General features: G+C 70.5%; 11 protein-coding genes and 1 pseudogene. 7 read left to right on the forward strand and 5 right to left on the reverse strand.

What is annotated here, in order from left to right; translation table 11 throughout:
• Nucleotides 1-20: 20 nt before the first annotated feature.
• The 6 genes from ACIA8K_RS31225 (at nucleotide 21) to ACIA8K_RS31250 (ending at nucleotide 6938) form a co-directional block, all read left to right on the forward strand.
• On the forward strand, nucleotides 21-503 hold the full coding sequence (locus ACIA8K_RS31225; protein ID WP_396065707.1) for a hypothetical protein: 483 nt from the start codon (nucleotides 21-23) through the stop codon (nucleotides 501-503).
• A 68-nt stretch (nucleotides 504-571) separates the two neighbouring features.
• The gene (locus ACIA8K_RS31230) at nucleotides 572-1327 is read left to right on the forward strand and encodes a hypothetical protein (protein ID WP_396065709.1); all 756 of its coding nucleotides are present in this window, start codon (nucleotides 572-574) and stop codon (nucleotides 1325-1327) included.
• 105 nt (nucleotides 1328-1432) lie between these two features.
• On the forward strand, nucleotides 1433-2461 hold the full coding sequence (gene tdh, locus ACIA8K_RS31235; protein WP_396065711.1) for an L-threonine 3-dehydrogenase: 1029 nt from the start codon (nucleotides 1433-1435) through the stop codon (nucleotides 2459-2461).
• 14 nt (nucleotides 2462-2475) lie between these two features.
• Nucleotides 2476-3669: a glycine C-acetyltransferase gene (locus tag ACIA8K_RS31240; RefSeq protein WP_396065713.1), complete on the forward strand. Its 1194-nt coding sequence runs from the start codon at nucleotides 2476-2478 to the stop codon at nucleotides 3667-3669.
• Between the two features lie 58 nt (nucleotides 3670-3727).
• Nucleotides 3728-4633: a LysR family transcriptional regulator gene (locus ACIA8K_RS31245; protein ID WP_396065715.1), complete on the forward strand. Its 906-nt coding sequence runs from the start codon at nucleotides 3728-3730 to the stop codon at nucleotides 4631-4633.
• Between the two features lie 94 nt (nucleotides 4634-4727).
• Nucleotides 4728-6938, forward strand: a complete 2211-nt coding sequence (locus ACIA8K_RS31250; RefSeq protein WP_396065717.1) for a putative bifunctional diguanylate cyclase/phosphodiesterase — start codon at nucleotides 4728-4730, stop codon at nucleotides 6936-6938.
• Between the two features lie 3 nt (nucleotides 6939-6941).
• On the opposite strand, the gene ACIA8K_RS31255 is transcribed toward ACIA8K_RS31250, so the two are convergent.
• From ACIA8K_RS31255 to ACIA8K_RS31265, 3 genes are all read right to left on the reverse strand, one after another.
• Complete coding sequence (locus ACIA8K_RS31255) at nucleotides 6942-8081, reverse strand: serine hydrolase domain-containing protein (protein WP_396065719.1); 1140 nt, start codon at nucleotides 8079-8081, stop codon at nucleotides 6942-6944.
• A 250-nt stretch (nucleotides 8082-8331) separates the two neighbouring features.
• Nucleotides 8332-9030, reverse strand: coding sequence for an alpha/beta fold hydrolase (locus ACIA8K_RS31260; protein ID WP_396065721.1), 699 nt, complete (start codon nucleotides 9028-9030; stop codon nucleotides 8332-8334).
• Between the two features lie 72 nt (nucleotides 9031-9102).
• Nucleotides 9103-10188 carry a sigma-70 family RNA polymerase sigma factor gene (locus ACIA8K_RS31265; protein ID WP_396065723.1) on the reverse strand — a complete coding sequence of 362 codons (1086 nt, stop codon included), beginning with the start codon at nucleotides 10186-10188 and terminating at the stop codon, nucleotides 9103-9105.
• A 142-nt stretch (nucleotides 10189-10330) separates the two neighbouring features.
• Here ACIA8K_RS31265 and ACIA8K_RS31270 point away from each other — a divergent pair, with 142 nt between their 5' ends.
• Nucleotides 10331-10891, forward strand: a complete 561-nt coding sequence (locus tag ACIA8K_RS31270) for a DUF6886 family protein (RefSeq protein ID WP_396065725.1) — start codon at nucleotides 10331-10333, stop codon at nucleotides 10889-10891.
• A gap of 29 nt (nucleotides 10892-10920) precedes the next feature.
• Here ACIA8K_RS31270 and ACIA8K_RS31275 read toward each other — a convergent pair whose 3' ends face one another.
• Together ACIA8K_RS31275 and ACIA8K_RS31280 are read right to left on the reverse strand one after the other, a co-directional pair.
• On the reverse strand, nucleotides 10921-11658 hold the full coding sequence (locus tag ACIA8K_RS31275; RefSeq protein WP_396065727.1) for a hypothetical protein: 738 nt from the start codon (nucleotides 11656-11658) through the stop codon (nucleotides 10921-10923).
• A gap of 1559 nt (nucleotides 11659-13217) precedes the next feature.
• Nucleotides 13218-13371 (reverse strand): annotated as a pseudogene (locus ACIA8K_RS31280) (IS5/IS1182 family transposase); the annotation flags it as partial.
• Nucleotides 13372-13691: the final 320 nt, after the last annotated feature.

Raw genomic sequence — 13691 nt, forward strand, 5'->3', positions numbered from 1 at the left:
GACTCCGGCATGATCGGCGCATGGCGGAGCGGGTGGTCTACGGGCGGAAGTGGAACTTCCGGCGGCACGAACCGGTCTACCCGATCTCCCCCGCCGCCGCGGCCGCGCGGGACGCCCGCGGCGACAGGTACGCGGTGGCGCTCGCCGAGCCGGACGGGCCGCCCGAGGCGGTCATCGAGGTCTCCTGGCGGCAGGACCACGCCGGCGTGTGGTTCCTGGACGGTGCGGGCCGGCAGACGCTGCTCTACGAGTTCCGCCGGGCCGGGGACCGGCTGTTCCTGCACTCGGTCACGCACTGGGACTATCCCGACGGCGGCGACGGCGCCACCAGGATCGACGAGCGCCGCTACCGCGAGGACGGTTCGGTGCGCCGGATCGTCACCGACGACGACGTGGAGGACCAGGTCACCGAGGACGACCAGGACGTGGACGTCAGCGCGCACTGGGAGGCGGTCCCGCGCTTCGGCGACTGGGCGTCGCTGGCCCGCCGGGACCGCGGCTGATCCACCGTCCGGGCGGAATTCCCGCATTCCGGGCAATCCGCCCCGGCGCCGGTGCGAGTCTGACGCTCATGGAACGCAGACTGCTTCTGGCCGGGGTGGCCGCGGCCGGTGTCGCGATCGGCACGCCGGGCATCGCCACCGCCGCACCCCGACAGGCGAAACCCCTGCTTGAGTACGGGCAGGACGGCGGTTTCGTACCGGCCGGGTGGAACGAGCTGCGCGCGCCGCTGCTGGTGATCTACCCGGACCACACCGCGATCGCGGACGCCCGGCTGCGACTTCGGCTCGGCTCGGTCGACCGGCTGCTGCGCCAGGCCGTCGCGGTCACCGCCGACCGGCGCAACGGCACGCTCACGCTCGGCCCGGACGATCCGCAGATCGCCGACGCCCCGGACACCTACTTCACGACCCGGGTCAAGGGCATCGAGCAACACCTCAGCGTGTACGCGCTGGAGACCTACCGCGAGTACCACGGCTATCCCGCGGCGACCTACGCGCTCTACGACGCGCTGACCGCGCTTGCCGCACGGGTGCGCATGCGGGGCGAGCGCTACCGCCCGGACGCGATCAAGCTGGTCGCGAGCGCGTCCGAGGATGGCGACTCGGCCGCCGACATCCGCCCCTGGCCGGCCGGCGTGCGGGTCCCGGTGATCGAGGCCGGCCGCTGGCAGGTCGTGGAGAAACGGCACGGCGCCGAGGCACGCCAGATCACCCGCGTTTTGCCTGATCACGAGCCGTCCGACTGGCAGCGCTTCCGCGTACCCTCGGGAAAGATCTTGATTGTTTCCTATCGCCGTCTCCTTCCGCACGAGCGCGGGGCGTGAAGCGCAGCTGCGGCCCGGCTTAAGAAATCCTCGATGGACCGGGACGGGTGCAATGCCGCATATTGCTGACGAATCCACCCGTTCCCGGATGAGGAGCCGCTCCCGTTGAAGGCGCTTGTCAAAGAGAGGGCGGAGCCCGGTCTGTGGCTCGCCGACGTGCCCGAACCGGTCATCGGCCCGGACGATGTGCTCGTCAAGGTGCTGCGGACCGGCATCTGCGGCACCGACCTGCACATCCGCTCCTGGGACGGCTGGGCACAGCAGACGATCACCACGCCGCTGATCATCGGGCACGAGTTCGTCGGCGAGGTCGTCGAGACCGGCCGGAACGTGACTGACATCGCGCGCGGCGACCGGGTCAGCGGCGAGGGCCACCTGGTCTGCGGAAAGTGCCGGAACTGCCTGGCCGGGCGGCGGCACATGTGCCGGGCCACGATCGGGCTCGGCGTCGGGCGGGACGGCGCGTTCGCCGAATACGTCGCGCTGCCCGCGGCGAACATCTGGGTGCACCGCGTCCCGGTCGACCTCGACGTCGCCGCGATCTTCGACCCGTTCGGCAACGCCGTGCACACCGCGCTGTCGTTCCCGCTTGTCGGCGAGGACGTGCTGATCACCGGCGCCGGCCCGATCGGCCTGATGGCCGCGGCCGTGGCCACCCACGCGGGCGCGCGGCACGTCATGATCACCGACGTCAGCGAGGAGCGGCTGGAGCTGGCCCGCAAGATCGGTGTCAGCCTCGCGCTCAACGTGGCGACAAGCACGATCGCGGACGGGCAACGCCTGCTCGGCCTGCGCGAGGGCTTCGACGTGGGCCTGGAGATGTCCGGCCGCCCCGAGGCGATGCGCGACATGATCGCGAACATGACGCACGGCGGCCGGATCGCCATGCTCGGCCTGCCCACCGCGGAGTTCCCGATCGACTGGTCCCGGCTGGTCACCTCGATGCTCACCATCAAGGGCGTCTACGGCCGCGAGATCTTCGAGACCTGGTACTCGATGTCCGTGCTGCTCGAGGGCGGCCTGGACCTCTCCCCCGTGATCACCGGCCGGTACGGTTTCCGCGACTTCGAGGCCGCGTTCGCCGACGCCGCGAGCGGCCGCAGTGGCAAGATCATCCTCGACTGGAGTCTGTAACAGTGTTCTCTTCCGTGCGCGACGACCTCCGCACCACCCTCGACGAGATCAAGGCCGCCGGTCTGCACAAGGCCGAGCGGGTGATCAGCACGCCGCAGTCCTCGTCGGTCACCGTCTCGGACACGCCGCTGCTGAACTTCTGCGCCAACAACTACCTCGGCCTGGCCGACCACCCGGAGGTCGTCGCGTCCGCGCACGCGGCGCTTGACCGGTGGGGCTACGGCATGGCCTCGGTGCGCTTCATCTGCGGCACGCAGGAGGTGCACAAGGAGCTGGAGGCGCGGCTGTCCGCGTTCCTCGGCCAGGAGGACACGATCCTCTACTCCTCCTGCTTCGACGCGAACGGCGGCGTGTTCGAGACGCTGCTCGGCGCGGAGGACGCGGTCATCTCCGACGCGCTGAACCACGCGTCGATCATCGACGGGATCCGGCTGTCCAAGGCGAAGCGCTTCAGGTACGCCAACCGGGACATGGCCGACCTGGAGAAGCAGCTGACCGCCGCCGTCGAGGGCGGCGCCCGCCGGATCCTGATCGTCACCGACGGCGTCTTCTCGATGGACGGCTACGTGGCGCCGCTTCGCGAGATCTGCGACCTCGCCGACAGGTTCGGCGCGATGGTCATGGTCGACGACTCGCACGCGGTCGGCTTCGTCGGTGACGGCGGCCGCGGCACAGCCGAACTGCACGGCGTCATGGACCGGGTGGACATCATCACCGGGACGCTCGGCAAGGCGCTGGGCGGGGCGTCCGGCGGCTATGTGGCGGCCCGGGCGGAGATCGTGGCGCTGCTGCGTCAGCGGTCCCGGCCGTACCTGTTCTCCAACACGCTCGCGCCGGTGATCGCGGCGGCGTCGCTCACGGTCCTGGACCTGATCGAGGGCGCGGGCTCGCTTCGCGCGCAGCTGACCGCGAACACAGCGCTGTTCCGCTCGCGGATGGTCGAGGAGGGCTTCGACATCCTGCCCGGCGACCACCCGATCTCCCCCGTCATGATCGGCGACGCGGCGCGAGCGGACCAGCTCGCGCAGCGGCTGCTCCAGCACGGCGTGTATGTGATCGCCTTCTCCTACCCGGTGGTGCCGCAGGGCAAGGCGCGCATCCGCGTGCAGCTCTCGGCCTCGCACTCCGCGGAGGACGTGGAGCGCGCGGTGAGCGCGTTCGTGGCGGCGCGGGCGGAGATCAGCGAGGCTGAGGCCGGCCAGGGCTGAGGCCGGCAACACTCCGGCCTCCGCGTCGTAACCGGCGCTGCGCGACAATGGGCTGGACATGATCGACGTCCGGCGTCTGCACATTCTCAGGGCGGTGGCCGATCACCGGACGGTGACGGCCGCCGCCGCCGCGCTCTTCCTCACCCCCTCGGCGGTCTCCCAGCAGCTCACCGCGCTGGAGCAGGAGACCGGCCACCGGCTGGTCGACCGCGGCGCGAAGGGCGTGCGGCTGACCCCGGCCGGCGAGATCCTGCTCGCCCACACCAACACGGTCCTGGCCCAGCTGGAACGCGCCGAGGCGGAGCTGTCCGCGTTCAGCTCCGGCGCGGCCGGGACGGTCACGATCGCCGCGTTCGCCACAGCGATCGGGCAGGTCGTCGCGCCCGCGATGACCCGGCTGGCCGGTACCGCGCCCGGCATCCGGATCCGGGTGCAAGACGCGGAGGGTGACGCCAGCATGCCGATGGTGCTTGACCGGCAGGTCGACGTGGCGATCGCCGTCGAATACCGGGGTGCGCCACCGGCGGACGACCCACGCCTGACGCACGTACCGCTCTACGCGGAGCCGTTCGACGCGGTGCTGCCGGTCGGGCACCGGCTGGCCGGGGCCGCCGAGGTGCCGCTGGCCGACCTGGCGAAGGACCCGTGGATCGGCCAGCACCCCGGCAACCCGTGCCACGACGTCGTGGTGATGGCCTGCGAGAACGCGGGCTTCCAGCCGCTGCTGGCGCACTCGTCGGACGATTTCCGGGCGGTGGTGGCGCTCGCCGGGGCGGACGCCGGGGTGGCGCTTGTGCCCCGGTCGGCGCTGCGCGGCACCGATCTCAGCGGCGTGGTCGTGCGCCCGGTCGAGGGGGTGGCGGCCACCCGCCGGGTCTTCGCGGCGGTCCGCCGGGGTGCGGAGGAGCATCCGCTGATCGCACCGGTCCTCGCCGCGCTACGCGAGGAAGCCCGGGAGTTGTGATTCGCCTGGTCTTCGGTTCGGCCCGCGGCACCGGCCGTGTTACCCGGCTGCCGCACCCGCTCAGGAATGCCGGGCCCGCGCCGATCAGGAGGACGTGGAGACTCGGTCGCGGGCGTGGCTCTGGTGGCCGGGTGGTGGGGGCCTGGCCCTGGTGCTCTACGTGCTGCTGCCCGGTGGAGCGGCCACGACGCTCGCCGCCGTCGTCGGGGTGGCCGCGGTCGTCCTGACCGTGGCCGGGGTACGACGACGGCCGCCGTCCAGCCGGACCGCGTGGTGGACGTTCACGGCCGGGCTGGTGCTGTGGGTGGCCGGGGACGCCCTGTACGCGTTCGACGCGGTCGTCACCGGCGCGCACGAGTATCCCTCCCTGGTCGATGCGGCCTATCTCAGCGCGTACCCCCTCTTCGTCATTGCCCTGTTCCGTTTGTCCCGGTATCGGCGGCGGCGGGAGCTGGCCGGGATCATCGACACCGCGATGATCGCGACCGGGCTGGGGCTCGTCTACTGGGTGTTCGTGGTCGGGCCGATCGTGCGGGACACGTCGATGCCGCCGCTGATGCGGCTGGTGACGGCCGCGTACCCGACCGCCGGGGTGTTGTTGTTCGCTGTGGTCGGGCCGATGTTGATCCAGCCGGGGCGGCGGAGTCCGAGCACCTGGCTGCTGACCGCGGGCAGCGCGGCGACGCTTGCCGGGAACGTCGGGTTCACGCTTGTGACGGCCGGCGGCGAGTTGAAGGATCGGCTGGTGTTCGCCGGCTTCGTGTTCGCCTACTGCTGTTTCGCGGGGGCGGCGTTGCACCCGTCCGGGAACGGGCCGGACCCGAAGCGGTCGAACGCGCACGGCTGGCGGCGGATCGTGATGCTTACCGGCACGTCGCTGCTGGTGCCGGCCGTGCTGCTCGTCGAGGCGCGGCGGGAGGCCGAGGACGTCGACATCCGGGCGATCGCGGTGGGCTCGGTCATCCTGTTCCTGCTGATGCTGCTGCGGCTGTCCGGCATCTTCGCGACCGTGCAGCGGCAGTCGGAGCAGCTGGAACGACTTGCGATGCGCGACGACCTGACCGGGCTGGCGAACCGGCGACTGTTCGAGCAGTACCTGTCGCAGGCGTTGCGGGACGGCCTGGTGCAGGTCGCGGTGCTTGACCTCAACGGGTTCAAGGAGGTCAACGACACGTTCGGGCACGCGACCGGTGATCAACTGCTGATCGTGGTCGCGGAGCGGCTGCGCGAGGCGATGCGCGGCGACGACGTGGTGGCCAGGATGGGCGGCGACGAGTTCGCGCTGCTGGTGCGGGAGGTGTCGCCGACCGCGATGTCAGCGATCGCGGAGCGGATCACCGCGTCGCTGCGCCGCCCGGTCGAGGCGAACGGGCAGCACCTTGTGGTCAGCGCAAGCATCGGCACGGCCGGCAACGAGGGCGGCGAGGTCAGCTCGGACGAGGTGCTCCGCCGGGCCGACTGGGCGATGTACGCCGCCAAGCGGGCCGGTGGCGGCCGGCATCTGCGCTACACCGCGGAGCTTGACGCGCAGGCCACCGTACGGGCGCGGGCCGGCGCGGATCTGCGGACCGCACTCGAGGAGGGCCAGTTCCACCTGGTCTACCAGCCGATCGTGGAGCTGCCCGGCGGCCGGATCGTGTCGGTGGAGGCGCTGGTCCGCTGGACGCACCCGGAGCGCGGCTTCGTCAGCCCGGCCGAGTTCGTCCCGATCGCCGAGGAGACCGGCCTGATCATCGAGCTGGGCGAGTGGATCCTGCGCCAGGCGTGCGCGCGGGCCGTGTCCTGGTTCGCCGAGTACGGCCCGTCCGCGCCGCAGCGGATCAGCGTCAACGTCTCGGCCCGCCAGCTGGCCGAACCCGGTTTCGCCGGCCTGGTCGGAGCGGTGCTGACCGAGACCGGGCTGCGGCCGGAGCAACTCGTGGTGGAGCTGACCGAGACCGCGGTCTTCGACGGCGGCCAGGCGCTGCGGACCGTGGAACTGCTGCACAAGCGCGGCGTACGGATCGCGCTCGACGACTTCGGCACCGGCCACTCGTCGCTGACGCTTCTGCACACCGTCCCGGTCGACATTCTGAAGGTCGACAAGTCGTTCGTCGACAAGGTAACGATGGCCGGCCGGCACGCGGTGATCGCGACCGCGCTGATCCAGGTAAGCGACGGCCTCGGCCTGCAGGCGGTCGCGGAGGGCGTGGAGACCGCGGAGCAGGCGGAGGAGCTGTACCGGCTGGGCTACCGGCTCGCCCAGGGCTATCACTTCGGCAAACCGGTGGCCCAGCCCGACTTCACCCGCGAGTTCGCGGCGTGAGCCCTACCTGCAGAGCGCCGTGTCCAGCACGCTCTCCATGTGCGCGACCTGCTCCAACGCGGTCGGCAGCGCGGTGACCACGATGGTGGCCGCCTTGCCGCTCGTGGTGACCGCGTTGACTGTGCTGAAGCCTGGCGCGTTGCCGCCGTGCGTCCAGCCCGCGCCGCCGCAGGTCAGCTTGAATGTGGCCAGGCCGAGGCCGTAGCCGTTCTGCCCGCTGGCGTCGAAGTCCGGCGCCGGGACCGTGGTCTGCATCTCGGCCATCTGGGCGGGCTTGAGCAGCTTCCCGGAGATCAGCGCGACCATGAACCGGTTGAGGTCGCCAGGCGTGCCGATCAGCGCGCCCGCGGCCCAGGATGGCGACGGATCCAGCTCGGTGACGTCCGTGTACGCCTCGTCCGGCGTGGTCCGGTGGTAGCCCTGCGGGTGCACGCCACGAATCTGCTGGTCACCCACGCCCGGCCAGTACGTGTCCCGCATGCCGGCCGGCGTCAGGATGCGGTTGGTGATCTCCTCGCTGATCGGCCGCCCGGTCACCTTCTGCACGATCAACCCGGCGAGCACGTAGTTGGTGTTGCTGTAGGAGAACGTGCCCTGCGCCGTGTCGCCGGTGGTGGAGAACGCGGCGTCAAGCAGCTCCTGCACCTCGAAGTGCCGGTGCAGGACCGGGACGATCCCGTCCGCGAAGATCACCGTGTCGTAGTCGGGCAGGCCGCTGGTGTGCTGCAGCAGCTGACGTACCGTGATGTTCCGGCTCTCCCGGCCATTGCCCTTGATCTTCCCCGGCAGGTAGCGCTCGACCGGCTCGTCCAGGCCGATCTTCCCCTCGCCGACCAGCTGCAGCACCACCACCGCGGTGAACATCTTGGTGTTGCTCGCGATCCGCACCCGCCCGTCGACAGGCACCTTCGCCCTCGTCTTCAGGTCCGCGACACCGCTTGTGTAGTTGCGCACCCGGCCGTCCGGCTGGCGCACGGACGCGAGCCCGGCCGGGAACCCATCGTCCCGGACCAGCCCGTCGAGCCCTTGCTGCACCGCGTCGCGGGGCTGGGCGGTGGCCGCGTTCGCGCTGGCGAACGGCACCCCGGCAAGCGCGACCGCGGTCACGGCGGACAGGGCGAAGGCGGATCTGCGGACTCTCATGGCGGCTCTCCTCAGTGCGTCGGTGACGCCATTGAGCATTCCGCGCCGCCACCCCATGATCGATCCCGCACGCTGCCGTCCCCAGGTACAGCAGACACCACCACCACATTTCCCACTCCGCGGGTGGTGCGGCCCGCACGCTCCCGCGGGCCGCGGCCCCGCCGCTGGTCACGCCCCCGAAAACCCGCCCGGCAGCAGACCTGCTTTCCGCCCCGGGAGCTGTTGCCCGGGGCGGAAAGCAGGTCGTCTGTCAGCGGGCCAGGATCGCCGCCGTCGCCTCGTCGGGGTGGGTGAGCATCGACTGGTGGCCGCGCGAGACCGGGATCGGGACGAGGCCGAGCCGGGACGCGAACTCGGTGCCGGGCCGGACAAGCACCCGGTCGTCGTCGCTGAGCAGGTAGCTGACCGGCACACCCGCGGCGGTCACGTCGGGCCCGTCGACCGGCTCGGTGAAGTAGCCACCAGGCATCGGCGTCATCAGGTCGAGGAAGAGCGCCCGGAACTCCTCGCCCGAGTCCGGAAGCAGCAGCGGAAGGAACTCCGCGGCGGCCGGGACGACACCGTCAGGTGTGGACGCGATCGCGGCCTCGATCATCGGCGCGGTGGCGTCGCTCTCGCCTGTCACCGGGACGCCCGCGCGCGGCACCATCGCGTTGTAGAGCACGATCCGGCTCAGCCGCGCGGCGACCCGGGGCGCGGCCGCGGTGACCGGATAGCCGCCCCAACTGTGCGCGACGAGCACCACATCGTGCAGGTCGGGCTTCTCGATCACGGCGACCAGGTGCTCGACCGCATCGGTCATCCGCAGGCCGGCGCGGTCGTCGCCGTCGGCCAGGCCGGGGAACGTGACGGTAACGGCGTCGTGCCCGGCCGCGCGCAGCCGCCGGGCGACCGGCTGCCAGGCCCAGCCGCCCTGCCACGCGCCAGGGACCAGAACGAAAGTCGACATGTGGTTGTGCCTCTCGTGGGATGACTCCTTACGCCCACACGATGCGGCCGGGGGCCGGAATGTTCGGTCGCATCAGCGCTGAAAGACGCGCAGCCCGCTGACGCGGCCCCGATCCACAGACATCAGCCAGTACGCCTGCGCGGCGCAGGTCCGCTCCGCCTGCGCGACGGCAAGCACGTCGATCTCCCATAACACCAGGTCACGGGTGGCGGAGACGTCCGCGACACGTGGCAGCATGCCCGCGGACACGTTCCGGTCCATCACTGTGACAAGCGGCGGGAGGCCTGTGGCCCGGCGGCCGTCACTCCACGCGGCTTCCACGTCCGGGTGCCAGGCGTCACGCAGGTAGGCGCCGAACGTACCCTCGCGCCCTGCCCGTGCCGCCGCTTCCGCCGCCGCGCGGTGCTCCCCGACCGCTGCGGCGCCGTCGTAGGCCGCGGACCGGGCCGCGGTCAACGCACCGGCCAGCTGCTTGCGGGCCTCGTGCAGGCGGCGGCGAACCGTGCCGGAGGGAACGCCGCAGATCGCCGCGATGTCGTCGTAGGTGTGCACTGTGGAGAAGTACCGCAGCAGCGTCACGGTCCGCAGCGGCGCGGAGAGCCGGCCGACCGCGTGCGCCACCCAGTCCCGTAATGCCTGCCGTTCCAGCAACTCCTCGGGGTTCCCCGGCCCGGACGCCGGCGGCGGTGACACGCGCGCTGGCGACCCGGCCGGGCGCGCCGTGGCCGACGACTCGGCGGGACGGCCGTGGGCCGGCGACCCGGCGGGGAGGCCGTCTGCCGGTGTCCCGGCGTGGAGGCCGTGGGCCGGTGTCCCGGACCGGCGGACAGTGGCCGACGATCCGGCGGGGAGCAGGTGCGCCGGCGGCTCGCCCGGGAACAGGTGGGCCGGGGACGCGGCGCGCAGTCGCATCCGGCAGACGTTGCGGACGATCATCCTCAGCCAGGGTCCCGCCGCGGCCGGGTCGCGCAGGTCGGCGATCCGGGTAAGCGCGGTCAGCGACGCGTCCTGCACCGCGTCCTCCGCCTCGGCCGCCCGCGGCAGCACGCTCAACGCGACCGCCATCATCCCGGCACGGTGCAGGGCCAGCAGTTCCCCGAGCGCGGCAGCGTCGCCGCGCTGCGCCAGCACCACGAGTTCCCGGCTCTCCGCAACCATCACCGAACTATGCCCCGCCGGGTCATCCCGGCGCCGAGCGGGTCCGGCAGCCCGGCCGGAGCCAGCCCGACGGCTGCTGCCTCTGCCGACGAGCGGAGGTTGCTGCCGGCCCCGGACTGGTCCGCACCGATATCGTGACGCTGTGCCCAGGCTGTTCCACGTAAGTGATGAGGGTCCCTTCACCACGATGAGCCCGCGTCCCTCGCCTCCCGGAACACCTCACGAAGGACGGGAATGGGTCTGGGCCGTGGACGAGCAGCACCTGCCCAACTATCTGCTGCCCCGAGACTGTCCACGGGTGTGCTGGGTAGCGCCTCAAGCACCACACGTCCTGCTCAGCTCGCCCGCCGCCCGCGTGATCGCGGTAGAGCACAGCTGGCTGCCCCGTCTTCTGCCGGCCGGCCTGAACGTCCACTACCTCGACCCGGCGCACTTCACGCTCCTGGATCCGGCCGCCGGCTACTGGGTCAGCGATCAGACAGCCGCGGTGCTGCAGGTGCACCACGTCGACGACTGCCTGACCGCCCTCGTCCGGCAGAACGTGGAGGTGCGCTTGACCACTTCCCTCTGGCCGTACGTCGACGCGGTCGTCGCAGCCGGAGGTGAGTTCAGCGCCATCCGCATGCGAAATGCCCTCCCCCGGCAGGCAGCCGACGATGCTGTCACGTCACCGTCCGCATCTGCCGCGACGCCGCGCGGTTGACCACTCGCTCGCCGCCGGCGCCACCCCGCTCATGCCGCCAGTCGCTCGCATCCCCCGACGCCGTTCGTTCCGACGCCGTTCGTTCCATAGTCACGGACGCGGAGGCCGATCCGCTTGCGGTCCACGGCCGGCGCGCGATCGCATGGACCTTCGAACCGGCGCTGGGCAGCTTCCGATGGTGAGTACGACGAATGCCGGCCTGGCTCATACCTGAGATTCCGACCGTCATTCAATACGCTGAAGATGCCCACGGCTTGGCACCCATCGCACCTGCTGGACCTCACTCCAGCTGGTGAATACCAGCACCGATTCGTCAAGACGCCGCCATTGGAGCCTGCCCGACCATTGCTCATCGGACTCTCCAGCAACCAGGACATTTCTTTGTCCGCGATCTTCATGCTGACCTCGGCAAGAACGTCGGCGTCGAGATAGACCGCAACCTCGCGCACCAGACCGGTAGGCAGCTCGGTCAAGGCCCGGCGCCTGAACCCACGACTCCAATCATCGCCCTCGCGGATCGATCCCGGCGTCACCCACAGGCCAAATCCCGTATCGTCCTGATAGGTGTTGATTCCGACAGCGGAACCGTCAGCTTTGACCGCACTCAGCGCAAGAAGCTGCAAGCATGGCACGTCCGGTCCGTCATACTCGGGTGTCCCCTCGTCAAGGCCACGAACCGCCATCTCCACCCCCTGCCACGAGTCGACGACCTCGTTCCGGAAAGCCAAGAAGGCAGCCGCCTGCTCCTGAATCCAATCGCCGATCATCGACATAGTATGAAGCGCCAGGGATCCGCAGATCAGGTGCCGATGCGCGCGGCTGGCTTCGAGTCCCGTCGTCGGCGGCCACACGTCGGGGATACCGACTGTGTCATAGAACCAAGGGAGTACTCCAGGATCGCGCCGGTTCGATTGCGGGCATGCGTTCCTGAATGGTGACCGGCCGGCCGGTTTGGGGACCACGCCATCGAGCGGTACCAGCGACGCGAGCCGGGTGGAGCCGATACCTCCACGTAGTGTGCTGGCCGATGTCCCAGGGGGACGCAGCACACCCCGGCCCGGGACTGCGGTGGTCCGGCCGCCCTGAGGCGTGGGAAGCAACCGCAGATCAGCGCGGATGACGCCGTGGATCCTTTCCCAGCGGCCCCACTGGCGCCAGGTCGCAGCCCTCACCTGTCTGACGCGACTCTTGCCGAGTTGAGGCGTAACTGCCGAGTCTCCCTTGCCACTGTTGGGTCCGGCGAGGCGGTCGCCTTCCTACCGTCGCTCAGTCCATGCAGCCGACCACTTATCGGATGTGGACATCGCTTCGTGAAAACACCGCGGGCGTGGTGGCCAGCGACGTTCTCATTTCAGTGTGAATGGTCATGAATCGCGAATGGTGCACGGTTCAGCGGAGATCATGTGCCGTTTCGGGGCGGCGGTGGATGGGATTGCGTGGAATGATTCTTTCGTGGGTCAGTTACAGTTGTTCACCGCGGCAACCTTGGCCGGGATGCGAGACCGCACCGCATCCCGAAATCACTCGCCTGCACGCGATGAATTCCGGCGGACGCACCAGCGGCACCGCGATTGGGGAAAGCGCCACGGTCACATCAACCGCCTGCGCCGGGTACGCGGCTGTTCCTATGCCGACGCGACGGCAGTGGTGGACGGCCTTCGCCCCGACCGAAACCACGCCACGACCTCCGGTCCGGCGACCCCCCGCCCGCGCAGCCGGACACCTCCCGCCGCCGGCCGGGATGAAGCTCAGGTCGGGGCAGAGCAGGTCGGAGCAGGGCGGGTCGGGGCGGGGCTGGCTGACATGAACCGGCTTCCCCGCACCGCACCACCCGCAGCCGCAGCACCACCCGCACCCGCACCCGCACCCGCACCCGCCGCAGCGGCAGCGGCAGCGGCAGCGGCCAATAACGAGCCCGACCAGTCCGGGTGCCACCACACCAGTTCCCCGGCCGCTTCCGGCGGCAGCCGTAAACCCTCCTCGCACCGGCCGGCAACCACCGAGGAGCCCGCCGAGGAATGCGAAAGTGCACCGCATGAAAACACCGCCGTGCAGCATGCGGTGTTTGACACAACCATTCGAGACGACGCCACTAGAATGGCGATTGACATTTCCACCTTCCATTCCTCGCCAAATCGACATGTGTGGCACGCGTCGACAACACGGAGCCACTGTCGAATGTGGATACATAGCGAGGCCCGCGCACCGCCGTTTGCCGCGATCTTGCGAAGTGAGCCCAAGGTCAGCGCACGGATCTGCTGCGATCCGGGGCGCTACGCGGCATAAGGCCGGGGCGAGCAGCTGGCGCTCAGGCATTGAGCCTTTTTCATCCTGCGTAGCGGTTTGCCTCGACGCGGTGCAGGGCGAGGATGGCCCGCACGATCATGGTGGCTCGGCGTGGGCAGCAGCGCAGCTTGGTCAGGATTTCCCAAAGTCTTGAGGGTGGCGATCGCACGTTCTCCGCGGGCGCGGACCTTCACGCGGGCGCGGACCCTCACGCGGACGCGGACCTTCACGCGGGCGCGGACCCTCACGCGGACGCGGACCCTCACGCGGACGCGAACCCTCACGCGGACGCGAACCCTCACGCGGACGCAGACCCTCACGCGGACGCGAACCCTCACGCGGACGCGAACCCTCACGCGGACGCAGACCCTCACGCGGACGCGAACCCTCACGCGGACGCGAACCCTCACGCGGACGCAGACCCTCACGCGGACGCGGACCCTCACGCGGACGCGAACCCTCACGCGGACGCAGACCCTCACGCGGACGCAGACCCTCACGCGGACGCGAACCC

The organism is Catenuloplanes sp. NPDC051500 (genome assembly GCF_044454585.1).
GTDB lineage: Bacteria > Actinomycetota > Actinomycetes > Mycobacteriales > Micromonosporaceae > Catenuloplanes.